At 38.8% G+C, this 19071-nt stretch carries 18 protein-coding genes; 2 read left to right on the top strand and 16 right to left on the bottom strand.

Annotated elements, in window-relative coordinates:
* Positions 1–102: 102 nt before the first annotated feature.
* Positions 103–369 carry a 30S ribosomal protein S15 gene (gene rpsO / locus OCV60_RS03360; RefSeq protein WP_008400751.1) on the bottom strand — a complete coding sequence of 89 codons (267 nt, stop codon included), beginning with the start codon at positions 367–369 and terminating at the stop codon, positions 103–105.
* 345 nt (positions 370–714) lie between these two features.
* Between rpsO and aroC the strand changes: the two genes are divergently transcribed.
* Positions 715–1812 carry a chorismate synthase gene (gene aroC, locus OCV60_RS03355; protein WP_021943799.1) on the top strand — a complete coding sequence of 366 codons (1098 nt, stop codon included), beginning with the start codon at positions 715–717 and terminating at the stop codon, positions 1810–1812.
* Between the two features lie 229 nt (positions 1813–2041).
* Here the strand turns inward: aroC and OCV60_RS03350 are convergent, their stop codons facing one another.
* The 12 genes from OCV60_RS03350 to recA all read right to left on the bottom strand — a co-directional run bounded on the left by OCV60_RS03350 (position 2042) and on the right by recA (position 14020).
* Positions 2042–3439 carry a hypothetical protein gene (locus OCV60_RS03350; RefSeq protein WP_262529315.1) on the bottom strand — a complete coding sequence of 466 codons (1398 nt, stop codon included), beginning with the start codon at positions 3437–3439 and terminating at the stop codon, positions 2042–2044.
* Positions 3417–4094, bottom strand: coding sequence for an ABC transporter ATP-binding protein (locus OCV60_RS03345; protein ID WP_008400747.1), 678 nt, complete (start codon positions 4092–4094; stop codon positions 3417–3419). The genes OCV60_RS03350 and OCV60_RS03345 overlap by 23 nt, the downstream gene beginning before the upstream one ends.
* A complete protein-coding gene (locus OCV60_RS03340) occupies positions 4095–5378 on the bottom strand; it encodes an FtsX-like permease family protein (RefSeq protein ID WP_262529314.1) in 1284 nt (427 codons plus the stop codon).
* Positions 5379–5408: 30 nt separating this feature from the next.
* Positions 5409–6611: an ABC transporter permease family protein gene (locus OCV60_RS03335; protein ID WP_117784889.1), complete on the bottom strand. Its 1203-nt coding sequence runs from the start codon at positions 6609–6611 to the stop codon at positions 5409–5411.
* Between the two features lie 56 nt (positions 6612–6667).
* Positions 6668–7063 carry a thiamine pyrophosphate-dependent enzyme gene (locus OCV60_RS03330; RefSeq protein WP_262529313.1) on the bottom strand — a complete coding sequence of 132 codons (396 nt, stop codon included), beginning with the start codon at positions 7061–7063 and terminating at the stop codon, positions 6668–6670.
* 198 nt (positions 7064–7261) lie between these two features.
* On the bottom strand, positions 7262–8110 hold the full coding sequence (locus OCV60_RS03325) for a formate/nitrite transporter family protein (RefSeq protein ID WP_262529312.1): 849 nt from the start codon (positions 8108–8110) through the stop codon (positions 7262–7264).
* A gap of 252 nt (positions 8111–8362) precedes the next feature.
* A complete protein-coding gene (gene xerD, locus OCV60_RS03320) occupies positions 8363–9241 on the bottom strand; it encodes a site-specific tyrosine recombinase XerD (RefSeq protein ID WP_262529311.1) in 879 nt (292 codons plus the stop codon).
* A 166-nt stretch (positions 9242–9407) separates the two neighbouring features.
* Positions 9408–9902 carry a hypothetical protein gene (locus tag OCV60_RS03315; protein WP_147340246.1) on the bottom strand — a complete coding sequence of 165 codons (495 nt, stop codon included), beginning with the start codon at positions 9900–9902 and terminating at the stop codon, positions 9408–9410.
* Between the two features lie 133 nt (positions 9903–10035).
* Positions 10036–10575 carry an NUDIX hydrolase gene (locus OCV60_RS03310; RefSeq protein WP_118483640.1) on the bottom strand — a complete coding sequence of 180 codons (540 nt, stop codon included), beginning with the start codon at positions 10573–10575 and terminating at the stop codon, positions 10036–10038.
* 88 nt (positions 10576–10663) lie between these two features.
* Complete coding sequence (gene rny, locus OCV60_RS03305) at positions 10664–12187, bottom strand: ribonuclease Y (protein ID WP_465245475.1); 1524 nt, start codon at positions 12185–12187, stop codon at positions 10664–10666.
* 176 nt (positions 12188–12363) lie between these two features.
* Positions 12364–12969: a regulatory protein RecX gene (locus OCV60_RS03300; RefSeq protein WP_262529309.1), complete on the bottom strand. Its 606-nt coding sequence runs from the start codon at positions 12967–12969 to the stop codon at positions 12364–12366.
* 19 nt (positions 12970–12988) lie between these two features.
* Positions 12989–14020, bottom strand: coding sequence for a recombinase RecA (gene recA / locus OCV60_RS03295; protein ID WP_117807620.1), 1032 nt, complete (start codon positions 14018–14020; stop codon positions 12989–12991).
* A 306-nt stretch (positions 14021–14326) separates the two neighbouring features.
* On the opposite strand from recA, the gene OCV60_RS03290 reads away from it, so the two are divergent.
* Positions 14327–15574 carry a tRNA(Met) cytidine acetate ligase gene (locus OCV60_RS03290; protein WP_262529308.1) on the top strand — a complete coding sequence of 416 codons (1248 nt, stop codon included), beginning with the start codon at positions 14327–14329 and terminating at the stop codon, positions 15572–15574.
* A 7-nt stretch (positions 15575–15581) separates the two neighbouring features.
* On the opposite strand, the gene eno is transcribed toward OCV60_RS03290, so the two are convergent.
* The 3 genes from eno to gpmI all read right to left on the bottom strand — a co-directional run bounded on the left by eno (position 15582) and on the right by gpmI (position 19068).
* A complete protein-coding gene (gene eno / locus OCV60_RS03285; protein WP_262529307.1) occupies positions 15582–16871 on the bottom strand; it encodes a phosphopyruvate hydratase in 1290 nt (429 codons plus the stop codon).
* A 208-nt stretch (positions 16872–17079) separates the two neighbouring features.
* Entirely contained in the window at positions 17080–17505 is a 426-nt protein-coding gene (gene mscL, locus OCV60_RS03280; RefSeq protein WP_021943786.1) for a large conductance mechanosensitive channel protein MscL, read from the bottom strand.
* Positions 17506–17523: 18 nt separating this feature from the next.
* Positions 17524–19068, bottom strand: a complete 1545-nt coding sequence (gpmI, locus tag OCV60_RS03275; protein ID WP_262529306.1) for a 2,3-bisphosphoglycerate-independent phosphoglycerate mutase — start codon at positions 19066–19068, stop codon at positions 17524–17526.
* Positions 19069–19071 lie beyond the last annotated feature (3 nt).

The raw sequence follows: 19071 nt of genomic DNA, 5'->3' as shown, positions 1-19071 counted from the left end.
GTTTAGCATACTCATATGTCAAATACAAGATTGAATCCAAAAAAAACAGGTCATCCCAACATACATTGGAACAACCTGTCTTTCTTATCTGTGATGCAGAAATTATTTTCTTAAGCCAAGGCTCTCGATCAGCTTTCTGTAACGCTCAATGTCTTTGCTCTTTAAGTAAGCAAGCATGTTTCTTCTCTGACCAACCATCTTTAACAGACCACGGTTTGAATGGTGATCCTTAGGATTAGCCTTGAAATGCTGGTTTAAGTCATTGATTCTTGCTGTAAGAAGTGCGATCTGTACTTCTGCTGAACCTGTGTCATTTGCATCCTTGCCATACTTAGCAACGATTTCCTGTTTCTGCTCTTTTGTTATCATGATAACAATCCTCCATAATATTATACTTGGCCTGAACTGGGTAAAAGGACGGAGACTCCTTAAACTAAGTACAGGCTGACCTTTGTCAGACTACCACACTTTCAACGGTGTGTCAACTTTAAAATCAGGGGTTTCTGTGCTTTTCACTGCACAAAACGTATTTTTTGTTTTTCAACTACCATAATAAAAAGCATTTTCTGTTGCTTTTTGTTTTTCAACTACTATATAATAGCATCGTGATGGTATGGAGAGCAATATAAATATACTGTTTTTCAGCCATCTGACACAGATACACCAGATATAAAAGCTGTCTGTGTTTATTCTATATGAAGGAGATTACATATTATGTCAGGTTCAACATTTGGAAATAAATTCAAGATCACAACATGGGGCGAATCCCATGGAAAAGCACTCGGTGTTGTCGTTGACGGCTGTCCTGCCGGTCTTCCACTTACCGAGGATGATATTCAGGTATACTTAAACCGCAGACGTCCGGGCTTCTCCCAGTTCTCAACTCCAAGAAAGGAATCCGATCAGGTAGAGATCCTTTCCGGTGTATTCGAGGGAAAGACCACCGGCACTCCGATCTCACTGATGGTTCGGAACACCTCCCAGCGCTCCGGCGATTACGGTGACATCGCTACCTACTATCGTCCGGGACATGCTGATTATACCTTCGACCAGAAATATGGTTTTCGCGATTACCGTGGTGGCGGCCGTTCCTCCGGCAGAGAGACGATCGGCAGAGTTGCCGCCGGTGCGATTGCCGCAAAGATCTTAAAGACATTAAATATCTCATTTACAACCTATGTTTCATCGATCGGCGATATCGTATCCGACCCTGCCGACTTTGATGCAGACTATATCTCAAAGAATGAACTGAACATGCCGGATGCAAAAAGCTGCGAAGCTGCATCTGCATATCTTTCTGATATCATAGCACAAAATGATTCAATCGGTTCTACTGTCAAGTGTATCGTGTCCGGTGTTCCGGCTGGTCTGGGAGATCCGGTCTTTGATAAATTAGACGCAAATCTCGCCAAAGCCCTTATGTCAATCGGTGCTGTGAAAGCAGTTGAGATCGGGGATGGCGTCATGGTATCCGAAAATACCGGTTCTTATGATAATGACGGTTTCCATATCGAAGATGGTGTTGTAAACAAGAACTCGAATCATGCCGGTGGAATCCTGGGTGGAATCAGCGACGGTTCTGATCTGTTGCTCACCTGTCATTTCAAGGCTACACCATCGATTGCCAGCACACAGAAAACAATTAACAAATCCGGTGAAAATATCGATGTGTCGATCCGCGGCAGACATGACCCGATCATCGGCCCCCGCGCTGTAGTCGTTGTAGAATCCATGGCTGCGATCACGATCGTGAATGCGCTGTTTGATAATATGTCCGCAAGAATGGACAAGCTGGTGGAGTTTTATAAATAGTGGAGGGCTTTCCTCTACAGCATGGGATTCCCTACATACAACCAAACTGCCCTATACAGATAACTTGTTGCGATTTCTATTCGATGCATATGCCTGATTCGTAATACTCCTGTGTTAACTCACCTACGGATCAAACAAGCATTTGTATTTACTGGCAATATACATCGAAAAACGAAATCTTCACAATGTTATTCTATATAGGGCAGTTGTATTTTGTATATCTGGAATATTATTTTATTTCTACAAATCTTCCATTTCTTGCATCCAGTAGAATAAGCTGATCTGGAACCTGTAACTGCGCATCAATATTTGCCAAAAGCCATACAGGAATATAACAATATCCCTCCTCTGTTTCTTCTAAATAGTATGTTAGTTCTACATGATTAAATGCAATTTGCGAATATGACGCACCATGCTTTTTGATGTATTCCGGCAAGCCATTTTTCAAGGCTTCCATAATCTCATCCCACGTTAAAAGCTGTTCCACTTTTTTCGCTTTTTCATCCTGTTTCACCGGCATTACACAACCAATGCCAACCACACCTTTCGAAGATATTACAATGCGTAATATTGAACCATTTGTCATAATGCTTGATTGGCTGTCATTTCTGTTGTCATATTGACCTGCTATACTTTCTACATAATACAAATCTGACACAAAAGGAGTAACTTGTTCAATTTTCGGAAGAAATGTTATAGAATATCCATCACACAAAAGTACTTCTTCCTCTGTTTCACCCTTTATATAGGATACACAAAATGGTTCTACACATCCCGTATCAACAGGCAATGAGACACATGCACCAGCATAGCCCAAAGCGGTATCTATCGCTTCCTCTATTGTTTTACTACATCGATTCCCGACTGAAAGATCTTCTTCATTTTCACTATAATTCAAAAGATCCGAATACAGCAACTCATTTTCAGACAAGATATCTGTCGGTTGAACAAATCCATATCCGTTATCAATCTCAAAAAATTTCTCCATTGAATTCTCCGGATACAACATTAGTTCAAAGGATTCACAATAGTCTTCGTTTCCATAAAATGTAAGAAGATATTTTTGATCGTTAATCATACCAATGTACTGATCCGCCGAAAAATCAATATTCTTTTCTCTTATCTCCTGTGCAGTTTTTTTCTGTTGCTCTAGCTCCTCAATACTCGCCTGGTAATATTGTTTATAAAAGGTATCCGAAATATTTTGCTTGTTTTTGCAATATTGGATTTGTTCATCACATTCAGATATTAATGGGGTGCCATCATATATATACAGGACTGTTTCGCCAAATATTGCTTCTGAAATCTTCTTTTTGTATGATGCATCCAGTCTCTCTCTGCTGCACTTCATTGTATAAAGTTGTTCTACATCTGGAATACAGACAGACTTATCTGATATCAATATTGCTTGTAAGTCGGCATCTTCTGTTTTCATCTTGCAATCGATGCTTTGCGGTACCTTCATTTTTTTCCCTAATTCACTATTTTGAACTTCTCCCTGTATCGACATTTCCTCCTGATCCAGCACAAACATATCATCACTTTCTTTTTTTTCACAACCTGAAAGCAATATAACAATTCCGCCTATCAATAATAAATATTTTTTAATTCTTTTTTGTATCAGCAACAATCTTTCCATCCTCAATCTGTATTATACGATCAGCATGTTCTGCTATATCCATATCATGTGTTACAATTATCAAGGTCTTTCCCTGCTCATGCAGTCCTTCTAAAAGTTCCATAACCTTAATGCCTGAGTTTTTATCCAGAGAACCTGTCGGTTCATCCGCAAGTACAACAGGAGTATCCATAACCAAAGCTCTGGCAATTGCACACCGCTGTTGTTCCCCACCCGAAAGTTCACTTGGCTTTTTCTTATACAAATCCTGAATTCCAACCTGCATCAATGCGGAAAGAACTTTTTTCTTACGTTCTTTCTTCTCTATTCCCTTTGCCAAAAGCGGTACTTCGACATTTTCATATACACTATACTGATTCAATAGTGCAAATCGTTGGAATACAAAGCTCACATATTCCTTTCGAAACAAATGAAGCGCATGAGAATTCATTTTGCTAACATTCTTTTCATCATACAGATACTGACCATCTGTTGTCTGATCCATCCCACCTATGATATTTAAAAGTGTACTTTTTCCCGATCCGGATGTTCCAATAATTGCAACATATTCTCCATTTTCTATAGTCAGGTCTATCCCATTCAACGCAGGATATTCTGTCCTGCCATTTTTGTATATTTTTTTTGCTTCTTTTAATTGAATCATTTATTTTCCTCCAAGTAATTCCGCCGGAGATATTTTCTTTAACAGAATTGACGGTACAATACAGACCAAAAGAACAAGCAATATCCCTATCATTCCAATCGTCAAGACCAACCGACTGTAAATCGTATTCTTCAACATATAAAATGTCATATTCTCTACCATAATGTTCGCTGCCAGTTTACCGGCTATTACGCACGTCATAATCAGAATTGCAATGATCATTTTTTTTATATTATCGATCAATACCATCTTTATAATATCTCTATGCGATAACCCATAAGCAAGAAGTATCCCAAACTCTCTTCTCTGTGCCAATATCGTGTTAATTTCAAAGCACGACAGAATCAAACACACAATCACAGTGACATACACAAATAACCCAGTCATTTCTTTTCTTTCTGATTCCCTGCTCATATTATCCAGATATTTTTCTACACTATTGATGTAAAATTCTACATCCGGGTTCAAATTTAACGCATCCAGATAACTTTGAACATCATCAAATGAATAACCATCTTTTAATGTAAAAAAACAATTATATGTATTGTCCATTTCTGAATTTAAAATTATCAAAATGCTATAATCAAGTATTTGATAGGGTATCGCATTCTGGTCTTCCGGATACATGTTCATCAGATCATCACTATTTGGAGCTAATACACTGTTCTTCTTCAGAATCCCCTCTACAACATAAACCTCTTCTCCATGTATAAGGCGGGTTCCCGGCTGCACTTTATCTTTATAACGATACCCCAGATAGATTGGAATCGCGTCACCATATAAAGCATAATCAATCTCAGAAGGACATCTGCCTTGCAGCAGATCAATTTTCATCATATCCCACGCTCCAGCGTCTAGCCAGGTAGTTTCCAAACTTTTCCCCTGTATTGCATATCCGGGATCATAAACATTCTTTTTTTGTATATCTTGCAGTAATTTCAAGTCTTCATCTCTGTATTCCGATGCATCATATTCGATACGCCAGTCTCCGGATATTGCCAGTGAACCATTTCCCCATCCAGATGAACATGCATCTATGCCACTAAAACTTTTAACAACTTTCAAAAGATTAAAATTTGAATTATACTGAATATCTGAAGGATTCCCTTCAACACTTATGCTTCCTAATGTTTTTATTTCTTTTCGTATAGAACGCTCTACCGACTTCTTCGTATCTGTTTCAAGACTGACAAAATACACCAGAAGTCCAATTATTGTAATTCCAACAATATATAGAATAACATTAAAAAAACTTCGAATTCCTTGTTTCCATTCATTATCCAACGTGATTTTCCATAAATACCTAAGTTTCATTTATAGATCCATAATCCCTTCTGCCAGATTAATCCGACGCAACTTCATAATTATGATGAAAATTGACATATAAACAAGAACAACAGATGTTCCTGCCATAAACGCAACACCTTCATATGAAATACTATACCATACAGAATCTGTCAGCCAGACATTATATACGCTATTTGCAATAAAAACTGCAATAAATGAACAGATAAACATTGGCAGCATCTCCATAAATAATCTTCTTGCGATCATATTGCAGTTGCAACCACAGGCACGATATATTACATAATCTTTATATCTTTTTTTTGTAAACATATCAATCACCTGAATATAAACAACAATACAAAAGAATAACAATAATACATATATTATAATTAACACTTTTATTTTTTCATTCGGTGATGCAATCGAACGATCTATTACTTTTATATCAAATGTTGTATCGGATATTTTTTCAAGTTCCGAAATAAATTCATCTATTTCATTTATATCAAAACTATTTTCTGATCCAATATAAACTCCAAATATTCCCCACTTCATATTAGAAATTGAAAAAATATTATCTATAAAATTCCTGCAGAATTCCTCAAATTGATATTCTGTTTGAGGAAAATAGGCAAAACACACATCTGCCTTATCTGCAACAGGTTCATAAATTCCAACAACTCGATACTCTTCATTATTAATTTTTATGTAATAATATTCTTCTTTTTTCACCATTGTATTTATCATATCCTCAGATACAATTGCAACACGAGTTTTTTTCTCTAAATCGTCCGAACATATTGATCGTCCTTTAGTGATATTAAATGGCAATTCATCCTTCAATGAAAAAACTGCCATTTCTGACCTTTCCTGAAGCATTCCACTAACCCGAACATTGGCATATGAATACACCGTGAAATTTCTTCCATACATTGCTTTTATGATCATTTTGGCAGTTTCAAGATGTTCCTTCTGTCTATGCTTATCTGGAACATCAATCGACATAGCTTCAAGCTCACCCGCCTGATTATATTCTGCCTTAAGATGATTCATACATACATCACACTTTGTTTCAATTCCCGCCAAATTAGAATAATTACCATTATATAACCTTCCCTTTAACTCAGCCTGCATTTTATTAATAATATCGAAGCACTGAAAAATAATCACAAACATAAGTGTATATACGATCAAAAACAATCTAAAAAATTCTTTATCTCTTATCCTCATTTTAACTTCCTTTGATAATCTACAACCATTATATGTACATCTTCTTGTATTATATATTAATCGTGTGCATATATTTCTTTAGAATCTGCACCTTTTAATGATATTGTAACAGTAAATACACAATATGCATCACTAACAATTTTTGAATCACTATAGGTTTTATTTTTTTTATTTAAATTACCCGTATCCATTCTTTTCGCTTTTACATCTATACCCTGTATTTTACCAGATATCGAACCTGATGTAGCTTCAGTTGCCTTTCCTCCCCCAAATGCTGCAGTCATGATGCATTTATCTTTTTTCTTACTATAATCATACATACGCGCCGATCCTGTTAATGTTGCAGCCCCATTAGTTATAGAGTTGCTCACCGATGTTGCCGAAACAACAAATGAGCTAAATAATGTAATACAACATGCCAATAATATTATATTTCTTTTTATCTTCTTCATTTTTCCTCCCTTTTATGCAATATAATGGTTGCAATTATAGTATTGCATATACGCATTACATATGTCAACATATATTTATATTTTCTAAATATATGTTGACATATAGTATTTTAAAATTACAAAAAAGACCTTGTAGTCGTACATAACTACAAGGTCTTTTATTCTATCATACATATCAAAAATAATATTCTCTTTTTTTTATTTCTCTTTCTTATCCAGCACCAAATGCGCTGCATACAGTCCCAGTGATACAACGATACCGCCGCCTATAATATTACCGAGTGTAACCGGCAACAGGTTGTGAACAAAACCACCTACTGTAAGTGTATCTGAGATCTGTGCGGATGTATATCCATAAAGCTCACAGGCCTTATCTACATATTTGCTGTTGCCGGATGCAAGGATTCCTGCCGGAATGTAGTACATATTTGCAACACAGTGTTCGAAACCTGAGATAACGAAGATCAGAATTGGAAAAAATGCTCCAAACAGCTTACCGATCAGATCTTTCGCTGCACTGCTCATCAATACTGCGATACATACCAAAATATTACAAAGGATACCGGAAAAGATTGCTTTGCTGATATCAATATCTGCTTTACCCATGGCAACCTTGATCGTGAATGCTCCAAGTGCTCCATCTGAGTAATCATACTGACCAGAAGCATATACACAAGCTGCTGTCAGTATAGATCCAAGCATATTGCTGAAATATACAACAACCCAGTTTTTTATCATCTGTAATGCTTTGATCTTATGGTCTGCAAGTGCCATTGTCAGCATACAGTTTCCTGTAAATAACTCACCGCCGGTTACAACTAACATCATAAGACCGATCGGGAAAACCACGCCTGTTAATGTTCTTGCAACGCCTACACCTGTCAGATTATGAGCTGCAAGGTTTGACCCCTCTGCTCCGATCGCAATAAACATACCTGCGAACATACCAAGTAATATCATCTTAAGCAAACCCATATTGGCTTTATTGATGCCTGCTTTTATATTATTTTCCAGAATCTGTACCGGTGAATAATAATTGTTCTCCATTTTTCTTTCTCCTGTCGTCCTTCACTTTTAAACTTTTATCAACCGAAAGGATTATATTCTATTTTACAGACAAGATGCAACTATTTCCATGTACTTTTTTTCGTACAATCCATACTTTGCTGCGTATTAACCTTGTATACGGCATAATCATCCACAAATATGTTTTCTGCTATATACATTCAGCAGCTTATGCTTTGCCCAGCCAATAGCCCGTCGGCTGGCGTTTATCGTTTTCTTTTATGTTCATTCCGCTTATGCCCGCGGATGCGCTTTCTGATATTCCTCTTTTAAGCGGCTCTGCTTGCTGTTCAGATAGATCTGTGTCGTTGAGATATCTGCATGTCCCAGCATTTCCTGTACTGCCTTTAAGTCTGCGCCATTATTTACAAGATGTGACGCAAACGAATGACGGATCATATGCGGTGTAATATCCTTATCAATTCCTGCTTTATCGGCATATACCTTGATAATCTTCCAGAAGCCTTGTCTGGTCATCGGTGTTCCCTTGCAGTTTGAGAATAAATATTCTGAATCCTTACACATATCGACTCGAACATTCGAGATATAATTATCAAGTGCGCGCTGTGCTGAATCTTCGATTGGAATAATTCTCGACTTTCTGAGGTCATGGCATTCAATGTAACCCATCTTCAGATTCACATCTGTAATCTTCAATGTAACAAGCTCCGATACACGGATTCCTGTCGCATATAATAGCTCTAACATTGCCCGGTCACGAATCTCCTTCGGAGACTGGTCTCCCGGCTGGTCAAGAAGCCGGTTCACTTCCTCTATCGTTAAGATATCCGGCATTTTCTTTTCAATCTTTGGAGGCTTGATATTAACTGACGGGTCATCCATCAGTATTTTCTCCCGAAAAAGAAATCCAAAAAATGACTTGATCGAAGCTATGCTTCTTGATACAGTTGCCATTGATTTTCCATTTTTTTCTAAATACAGAACATAAGTGTTGATATTTGTCTCATTTATCGAACGAATATCTTCTGTTCCATTCTCCCGGTAGAAATCAGAAAACTTCACCAGATCACGCTGATAAGAAGCTACTGTATTTTCACTTGATTTCTTAATATTTTTGAGATAATCAACATATTTCTCTATGTAAATTTCCACGCATTTTTCCCCTTATTATGTAGACTAAATATCATTATAAATACAAATTTCTATAAAATCAAACATAATTTTTATAAGCAAAATCAAGGTTTTTTCGTAATTTCTTTGTTTTTACCAAATCATGTGTCTATACAGAATTATGTATACCACATGTAGTAAAACTTTTTCAAAAAAATTTCAGAATTTTTACTTCCAGAATAATATTCAGTAATAAAATTGTAACAATAATTGCCGTTCCCCAAAAAGAATTATGCAATCTGACAACCATAGCAGCAATCTGACTCATCCCTTCTCCTGTTGTTCCACATATAATTTTAACAACAATTGCATATAATCCCACAATAATCAAAACAATCATATAAAATGCAAACGCACACAACATAGTTCCGTTCATCGCATATAGTGAAACCATCATACCGGTGATCAGTCCGGATATTCCCATAAGAGCACCATCGGATGCTTTATCCGGAACAAGCTTTAAAAGAGCTACAACCGCTACCAGCTCCACGATTCTTTTACAGATCAAAGCGATCAGTTCCTGTTTTCCGGTCTGTATACCTGTCTGGTCTAATATCTCCTGCACATTTAATTGTGTGTTTACAAGCAAGGTTCCAAGGATCAGGCCGATCCAGAACATTGCCCATATAAATTTACGTTTCATATCATCCCCCCTCGTATACATATGTTTCCCTGTCCTAATATATGCATCAAACAATAAAACCACCATTCTCATCTACTATGATTCGTCTGGATATACTCATGGTAATTTATTTTTGCTATACTGCATCTGGTATTTATTTCTTCATTTGTTCTACAGCATATGCCAGGATTGCAATAATAGTTTTTGAATCAACGATCTCTCCGGTCTGTATCATAGTCATGGCTTCTGCCAATGAAAGCCGCCGGATTCGGATAAATTCTTCCGGATCCAGTTGTCTGATTCCCTTTTTCAGATCGGTTGCAATATAAATATAGGTCTGCTCATTACTGGTACCAATCGCAAGATATGTCTTTGTTACAAATTGAAGTTCCTGTGCAATATATCCGGTTTCCTCTTCCAATTCCCTGACTGCGCACTGACCCGGATCTTCTCCCTCATCCATACAGCCGGCAGGAACCTCTAAGGTTATATCATCTACCGCATTTCTATATTGACTTACCAGGATCAGGTTTCCATCTTCATCCACCGGCAAGACACAACAGCCATCTACATGATCGACCAGATCATATACTACATGTTTTCCATCCGGCAGTCTCAAATAATCATTATATACATCAAATATATGAGCATGATATGCCAGTTCTTTTTTCTCTCTGATAAATTTCTGATCCATCTGTTGCCTCCCAGCTATCCATATTTTTTCATATTTTTCATTCACTAAAAAAGCCTGTGGAACATTTTATTCCACAGGCTGAAAATAATTACTTAGCATAATCTACAACGCGAGACTCTCTTATGATATTAACCTTGATCTGTCCAGGATATTCCAGCTCATTTTCAATCTGCTTTGCAATATCCCTTGCAAGTAATACCATATCGGAATCATTAACGTGTTCAGGAACAACTATTACTCGAATCTCTCTACCTGCCTGAATAGCATATGTCTTCTCTACACCCTTATAGGAGTTTGCAATATCCTCCAGTTTCTTAAGACGTGTAGTATAAGTCTCCAGAGTCTCTCTTCTAGCACCCGGTCTTGCTGCTGAGATTGCATCTGCAGCCTGTACAAGACATGCTATCAGGGATTCTGGTTCAACGTCGCCATGGTGAGCTTCTACTGCATTTACAATAATCGGTGATTCCTTATACTTTCTACATAAGTCAGCACCAATCTGTACATGAGAGCCTTCCATATCATGATCTACAGATTTACCGATATCATGAAGTAATCCGGCACGTTTCGCAACTTTGACATCGACACCTATTTCTCCGGCCAATAAACCACATAAATGTGCTACTTCGATAGAATGCTTTAATGCATTCTGTCCATAGCTTGTTCTAAACTTCATCTTACCAAGAAGTCTCACTAATTCAGGATGAATTCCGTGAATGCCAACCTCAAGGGTTGCTGCTTCACCTTCTTCACGCATCATGGTTTCTACTTCCTTCTGCGCTTTTTCTACCATCTCTTCGATTCTTGCCGGATGGATTCTTCCATCGACAATCAGCTTCTCAAGTGCAATTCTTGCAACTTCCCTTCTAACAGGATCAAAGCTTGAGAGAATAACTGCTTCCGGTGTATCATCAATGATCAGATCTACACCTGTCATGGTTTCAAGAGTACGGATATTTCTACCCTCTCGACCAATTATTCTACCCTTCATCTCATCGTTAGGTAACTGTACCAGTGAAATTGTTGTTTCTGCTACATGATCCACTGCACATTTCTGGATTGCAGATACAACATATTCCTTTGCCTTCTTGTTCGCTTCTTCTTTAGCTCTGGTTTCTAATTCCTTGACCATAACTGCTGTTTCATGTTTTACTTCATCTTCAACAGTTTTTAATAAGTATTCCTTCGCTTGTTCAGAGGTTAAACCTGAAATTCTTTCCAGTTCCTGTAAACGTCTTGCCTGAAGCTCTTCTACTTTTGCCTTCTGCTTTTCAAGCTGACCTTCCTTGGATGCAAGACTTGCTTCTTTTTTCTCGATAGCTTCCGTCTTACGGTCGATACTTTCTTCACGGGCGAGAACTCGTTTCTCCATTCGTGAAATCTCTCCACGTCTGTCCTTGACTTCTTTTTCAAGGTCATTCCGCGTCTTCAAAGCATCTTCTTTTGCCTCAAGCAAAATCTCACGCTTTTTCGCTTCAGCATCCTTCTGAGCTTCATCTATAATCTCCCTTGCTGCTACTTCTGCCTTACCAATCTTCGCTTCTGCAATATTTTTTCTATATGCAATAGCAATAAACCATGTGGCAACGATACATACAACAAGGATGCAAATATAAATGATTATCCACGCAATATCACCACTCACAGGAGCACCTCCTTATTAAGTTTTCATTGTACACTTATACAACTATTTAAGTTTAATATTTTTTACTAATTATGTCAAGTGAAAACAAACAAAAACAACAATTTTTCGCCCTGTTTTCTGTGCAACTTTTCTTATATTACTGACTACCCCATTTCTAATATTTCCGAGATACAGGAAGCAACCAGACGATACGGATATCCCTTTCGGACAAGAAATACTGTTACTTTTTGTCTTTTATCTGAAAGTTCCGAAACCGGACATTTTTTCCGGATCAGTTTCTCTACGATCTCTCTTTCATCCGGAAGCTGGTTTTCTTCGAATGCCTGTTCGATCCATTCATTCAAAATTTTCTTGGATGACAATGCATATGTGATCTCTCGTCTGCTTTTCCTTTGGATATGACTCCGGACATAAACTGATGCATATCTGGCATCGTCAATATACTTATATTTTTTTAGTTTATCAAGCGTCGTATCGATCACTTCTTCATCATAGCAAAGTTCCTTTAACTTCTGCCGGATGTCATATTCACATTTTTCTGAATACTTAATGGCTGTGACCGCCTTGTTCAGCGCACGTTTAAAAAAATACTCTGACCGGAACTGCTGCATTTTCTCTGCATCAGTTTCTGATCCGACCGTCAACTTCAATCTTCGTATATCAGATGCATATAACGGACCAAACGCCTCATAATCCAGATACAGACAGCTTCTCTTATCATCAATCTTCTTAATATCTGTTACAAGCATATATACAGGCACCTTCTACTTATTCTGTTTCTGTTCCCTCTGCATCCTCAGTTTCAACTAAGCCAAGCTTCTCACGGATCTTCTCATCGATCTCGGCACAGATAGCCGGATTCTCTGCAAGAAATGCCTTTGCATTCTCACGTCCCTGTCCAATCTTATCTCCCATATATGCATACCATGCACCGGATTTATCTACAATATCATTTGCTACTGCCAGATCCAGGATATCTCCTTCACGGGAAATACCTTTACCAAACATAATATCAAATTCAGCCTCTTTGAATGGAGGTGCAACCTTGTTCTTCACAACCTTTACTCTGGTACGGTTACCAACGATCTCTCCACCCATCTTCAGGGTATCAATTCTTCTGACATCCATACGAACAGATGCATAGAACTTCAATGCACGTCCACCGGTTGTTACTTCCGGATTACCAAATACAACACCAACTTTCTCACGAAGCTGATTGATGAATATTACAACACAATTTGTTTTGCTTACGACTGCAGTCAGCTTACGTAGTGCCTGTGACATCAGTCTTGCATGAAGCCCCATATGAGAATCTCCCATCTCACCATCGATTTCTGCCTTTGGAACAAGGGCTGCAACCGAATCGACAATGATCACATCTACTGCACCGGAGCGCACCATTGTCTCTGTGATCTCAAGTGCCTGTTCACCGCAATCCGGTTGCGAGATATAGAGGTCATCAATATTGACACCGATATTCTTCGCATATACAGGATCCAATGCATGTTCTGCATCGATAAAGCCTGCAATACCGCCACGTTTCTGTATCTCTGCAACAATATGTAATGCAACTGTTGTCTTACCACTGGACTCAGGTCCGAATACTTCTATAATTCTTCCTCTCGGAACTCCACCAAGTCCAAGTGCAATATCAAGGCTTAATGATCCTGTTGGTATTACTTCTATATTCATATTGGCAGAAGAATCACCAAGCTTCATAACGGATCCCTTACCATACTGCTTCTCAATCTGTGCTAATGCTGCATCCAGCGCTTTCTTCTTATCATCATCTTTAATCATCTTTCAAACTACCTCCATAAACAAATGTTCGATTCCTGTTATTATACTACTCAACTTTTATCGAAATGTCAATCCTTAATCTATGATCTTACGGATATTTTTCATTTCTAACAGCCTTTTTCTATATCTTACTATCTGCTATGTGTAAAATATTGTACATCATTTTGAAAAACGCAATAAAAAAGTGCATCAAAACCACAGGGACAACGCCCTACCTTCATGCACATTCCAATTATATCATACTTTACAGAAGAAAAAATATAAAATATAATTTAGAAAATATATTTTATTTCAGGAGGAATTTTTATGCTGACTGCAGGTATCATTACAGAATATAATCCATTTCACAATGGACATCGCTACCAGATCGAACAGACCCGTTCCGAACTTGACTGTTCCCATATTATTTCTGTTATGAGCGGTAATTTTCTTCAAAGAGGACTTCCTGCTGTCTGCAACAAATTTATGCGTGCCGAAATGGCTGTTGCCTCCGGAGTCGATGCGGTATTTGAGCTTCCGGTTGTCTATGCAACAGCAAGTGCAAGGGATTTTGCTTATGCGGGTGTCGACCTTCTGAACAAACTGAACACTGTAGATTATCTGGTTTTTGGTGCGGAATGTGATGATCTGTCTCTTCTGGAATCTGTAGCTGAAATTCTGATCGATGAACCAGCCTCATTTTCCGCATGTCTGAAAAAAAATCTGGCAGAAGGAATGTCCTATCCGTCAGCACGGGCAGATGCCATAAAGAGCTGTTGCCCTGCCGGTGCTGATCTTCTGAAGGAACCAAACAACATCCTTGCAGTCGAATATCTCTCAGCGCTGAAGAAAACACATTCCTCTATAAAACCATATATCATAAAAAGAACCTCCGCAGGATATAACAGTGAGGATATCACGGGATCGATCTGTTCAGCTTCCGCGATCCGCCATTTATTACAGGAAACCTGTCTGGCCCATATCTCAGAACCGGATGCATTATTTAAAACCTTTTACCAGGTTCTTCCAACCGCTTCTGCCGACCTGTTAAAGACAGACTATCTGCATACCTATCCGATTTTTGAAGATCACTTAACATCTATTCTGCAGTACTGTCTGATTATGCAGAACGATGCTCCCGATACCGTCGATATGACAGAGGGACTCTATAACAAACTGAAGAAAACAAAACTTCTGCAGTCATATGCTGCAATTGCTGAATCCTTAAAATCCAAAGATCTTACCCAGACAAGGATCAACCGTGCATTGCTGCATTTTATTCTGGACATCCGGAAGAATACTATGTCCATGTATAAAGAAAGCGGTTGGAATCACTATGGACATATTCTTGCGTTGAACCGATCCGGATCCGATGTGATTCGTCAGATTAAGAGAAACAGTGACCTTCCTGTCTTTACAAAGCCGGCAGATGGCATCCGTTTCCTTTCCGATGCCGGCCGTTTACTATTTGAACAGGATATCAAAGCAACGCGCTTATATAACACTGCTGTCTATGCCGCCTATAAAACAGAATTACCGGACGATTTTACCGCCCGGCTTCCTGTTCGTTCTTAATTGGTGATCATTCCATTCCGTATATGGAATTTTTGCCAAGCTCCTCTTCAATCCGTAGAAGCTGGTTGTATTTCGCTGTACGTTCGCTTCTGGCTGGTGCTCCGGTCTTGATCTGTCCGCAATTCATAGCCACAGCCAGATCCGCAATAAATGTATCCTCTGTTTCCCCGGACCGATGGGAAATCACCGACGAATATCCGGCTTTATGAGCCGTTTCCACAGCATCCATTGCCTCTGTCAGAGTTCCGATCTGGTTCACCTTTACCAGGATTGAATTTGCAATTCCATCTTCAATTCCGTTTTTCAGTCGTTTTTTATTTGTAACAAAGAGATCATCTCCAACTAACTGGATACGATTTCCAAGCCGGTAGGTCAAAACCTTCCAGCCATTCATATCATTCTCATCCAGTCCGTCTTCGATTGAATAAATCGGATATCTTGTCACCAGATCCTCATAGAACTGGACCATCTCCTCTGAATTTCTTCGGATTTCCTTTCCGGTCATCCGGGATTCTCCCGGAAAGACATATCGGTCAGAAGCTACATCATATAATTCCGATGCTGCCGCATCCATTGCGATCTGTACATCGACTCCCGGATTATACCCGGCCTTTGCGATTGCCTCTACTAACAGATCCAGTACTTCATATGTGGTTGCAAGATTCGGTGCAAATCCACCTTCATCTCCAACTCCTGTGCTCAAATTTCTGACATTCAATTCAATCTTCAGCGTATGATAAATCTCACAGGCGATCTCCATTGCCTCCTTAAAGGATTCTGCACCTACCGGAGCAATCATAAACTCCTGAAAATCAACAGTATTATCCGCATGCTTTCCACCATTTAATATATTCATCATCGGAACCGGAAGACGCTTTGCATTTACTCCGCCAAGATACCGGTAAAGCGGCATTCCAAGTGCCAGCGAAGCCGCCTTGGCACAGGCAAGGGATACACTCAGCATGGCATTTGCACCATATCGTGTCTTATTCTCAGTTCCATCTGCCTCGATCATAATACGGTCAATATCAATCTGTCTTGTTACATCCATTCCGATCAGTTTATCTGCAATTCTGTTATTTACATTGTTGCAGGCTCCGTAAACCCCCTGCCCCATGTAACGTTTTTCTTCATCCCGAAGCTCATGCGCTTCGTATTGTCCGGTGGATGCACCGGACGGAACCATTGCCCTACCCTTGCATCCACATGCCAGCGTAACATCGGTCTCAACTGTAGGATTTCCTCTGGAATCAAGTATTTCTCTCGCTTTAATTTCAATAATTTCCAATCTGTTCATGTGATTCTCCATTCTGCCTTTCTATCCGTACAATTATTGGCAATTTTTATTCTTTTATAGTATTCACACTTTTTTCCAAAGTATTCATCTTATAAAAAATACCTGCCGGATAAAGCATCTGTAACTATGCTTCTCCGGCAGGTATTTTTTATTTGTTTTTATATTGTTACTCCGTTCTGTGTCCATATAACACAAAACATCGTTCTTTTTATTCTTCTGCTTTTACAGTTGGCTCTACGTCAGATGTACAATACATACATTTTGTAGCCTTAACATCAATGTCACCATAACAATATGGACATTTTCTTGTTAAAGGTGCCGCAACTTCCTCTTTCTTTCCAAGAGATAACAGCTTTTTAATCCCTTTCATCAGAAGGAAAATGATAAATGCCATGATGATGAAGTTGATCACTGCTGTAATGAACGAGCCATAATCAATATACTGGTCTCCCAGCAAATGAATCTTGCCCTGTACTTCGGCACCACCGATACATCCAATGAGTGGATTGATAAAACAGTCTGTCAGTGAAGTTACCAGTCCTGAAAAAGCACCACCGATGATAACACCGATCGCCATATCCAGAACATTTCCCTTTAATGCAAATTCTTTAAACTCCTGAAAAAATTTCTTCATTTGTCTGTCCTTCTTTCATTATTTCTTGATAAGAAGTGATTTACCTGTCATTTCCTTAGGCTGTGGAAGTTCCATGATCTCAAGAAGTGTTGGAGCGATATCTGCAAGACATCCACCTTCTCTTAAACCATAGCCCTCATCATAATTTACAAGTACGAATGGTACCGGATTTGTTGTGTGGGCTGTATGTGGTTCACCAGTTTCATAATTGATCATCTGCTCAGCATTACCGTGGTCTGCACAGATAAATAATACACCATCTGCCTTCTTAACTGCCTCTACTGCCTTTCCTACGCAGGCATCAACAGTCTCAACTGCCTTGATCGCTGCAGGGATCACGCCTGTATGACCTACCATATCAGGATTTGCAAAGTTAATAATGATCACATCGTATTTATCAGAACCGATAGCATCTACCAGCTTCTCACATACTTCCGGAGCACTCATTTCAGGCTGGAGATCATATGTTGCAACCGCAGGGGACTTAACAAGGATTCTGTCTTCGTTCTTATTTGGTTCTTCTACGCCTCCATTAAAGAAGAACGTAACATGTGCATACTTCTCTGTCTCTGCAAGACGAACCTGTGTCTTACCATGCGCTGCAAGGTACTCACCAAATGTATTGTCGATTTCTTCTTTCTTGAATGCAACGATCTTGTTTGGTATAGACTCATCATAATCTTTGAAGCATACATATACCAATGGAAATCTTCCGTCTGGTCTGTTGAATCCGTCAAAATCGTCACAGCAGAATGCTCTGGTAATCTCTCTTGCTCTGTCTGGTCTGAAGTTAAAGAAAATAACGGAATCATTCGGCTTTACAAGTGATACCGGCTTACCATTCTCTGTAATAACGGTAGGAAGGATAAACTCATCATATACTTCCTTGTCATAAGATGCCTGTACTGCAGCAACAGGATCTTCTGCTTGTACACCCTCACCTGTTACAAGTGACTTATATGCAAGCTCAACTCGATCCCATCTGTTATCACGATCCATAGCATAATAACGACCGGAAAGGGATGCAACCTTACCTACACCAATCTTCTTCATCTCTGCGATCAGTTCCTCTAAGAAGCCCTTTCCTGATGCTGGAGCTGTATCTCTGCCATCGAAGAATGGATGAACATATACATTTTCAAAATTATGTTTCTTACATAACTCAAGAATTGCATACAGATGTGTATTATGGCTGTGTACACCACCACTGGATAATAGTCCCCATACATGAAGATCGGAATTGTTCTTCTTACAGTTCTCGATTGCTTCTAACATCTCTGCATTCTCAAAGAAATCGCCATCCTGAATGGACTTTGTAATTCTTGTTAATTCCTGATATATAATTCTTCCTGCACCGATATTCATATGACCAACTTCTGAGTTACCCATCTGTCCATCCGGAAGTCCAACTGCAAGACCGGAAGCAGCACCCTTTACATAAGGATATTCAGCCTTAATCTGATCCATAACAGGTGTATTTGCCAGTGCGATTGCATTGCCTTCTGTCTTGTCACTAATTCCATAACCATCAAGTACCATTAAAACTACAGGTTTTTTACTCATTAT

It is taken from the genome of Coprococcus ammoniilyticus, from assembly GCF_025567345.1.
Lineage (GTDB): Bacteria > Bacillota > Clostridia > Lachnospirales > Lachnospiraceae > Coprococcus > Coprococcus ammoniilyticus.
Note: the sequence above shows the minus strand (reverse complement) of the source record. Positions and strands in the feature narration are given on the sequence as shown.

Excerpts from the sequence above, each read along its gene's own strand:
- OCV60_RS03290 (WP_262529308.1), top strand. The coding sequence starts at position 14,327 with ATGCTGACTGCAGGTATCATTACAGAATATAATCCATTTCACAATGGA.
- mscL (WP_021943786.1), bottom strand. The coding sequence starts at position 17,505 with ATGAAGAAATTTTTTCAGGAGTTTAAAGAATTTGCATTAAAGGGAAAT.
- OCV60_RS03335 (WP_117784889.1), bottom strand. The coding sequence starts at position 6,611 with ATGAGGATAAGAGATAAAGAATTTTTTAGATTGTTTTTGATCGTATAT.
- recA (WP_117807620.1), bottom strand. The coding sequence starts at position 14,020 with ATGATTAAAGATGATGATAAGAAGAAAGCGCTGGATGCAGCATTAGCA.
- aroC (WP_021943799.1), top strand. The coding sequence starts at position 715 with ATGTCAGGTTCAACATTTGGAAATAAATTCAAGATCACAACATGGGGC.
- OCV60_RS03345 (WP_008400747.1), bottom strand. The coding sequence starts at position 4,094 with ATGATTCAATTAAAAGAAGCAAAAAAAATATACAAAAATGGCAGGACA.
- OCV60_RS03325 (WP_262529312.1), bottom strand. The coding sequence starts at position 8,110 with ATGGAGAACAATTATTATTCACCGGTACAGATTCTGGAAAATAATATA.
- OCV60_RS03310 (WP_118483640.1), bottom strand. The coding sequence starts at position 10,575 with ATGGATCAGAAATTTATCAGAGAGAAAAAAGAACTGGCATATCATGCT.
- OCV60_RS03330 (WP_262529313.1), bottom strand. The coding sequence starts at position 7,063 with ATGAAGAAGATAAAAAGAAATATAATATTATTGGCATGTTGTATTACA.
- gpmI (WP_262529306.1), bottom strand. The coding sequence starts at position 19,068 with ATGAGTAAAAAACCTGTAGTTTTAATGGTACTTGATGGTTATGGAATT.
- eno (WP_262529307.1), bottom strand. The coding sequence starts at position 16,871 with ATGAACAGATTGGAAATTATTGAAATTAAAGCGAGAGAAATACTTGAT.
- OCV60_RS03300 (WP_262529309.1), bottom strand. The coding sequence starts at position 12,969 with ATGCTTGTAACAGATATTAAGAAGATTGATGATAAGAGAAGCTGTCTG.
- OCV60_RS03315 (WP_147340246.1), bottom strand. The coding sequence starts at position 9,902 with ATGAAACGTAAATTTATATGGGCAATGTTCTGGATCGGCCTGATCCTT.
- rpsO (WP_008400751.1), bottom strand. The coding sequence starts at position 369 with ATGATAACAAAAGAGCAGAAACAGGAAATCGTTGCTAAGTATGGCAAG.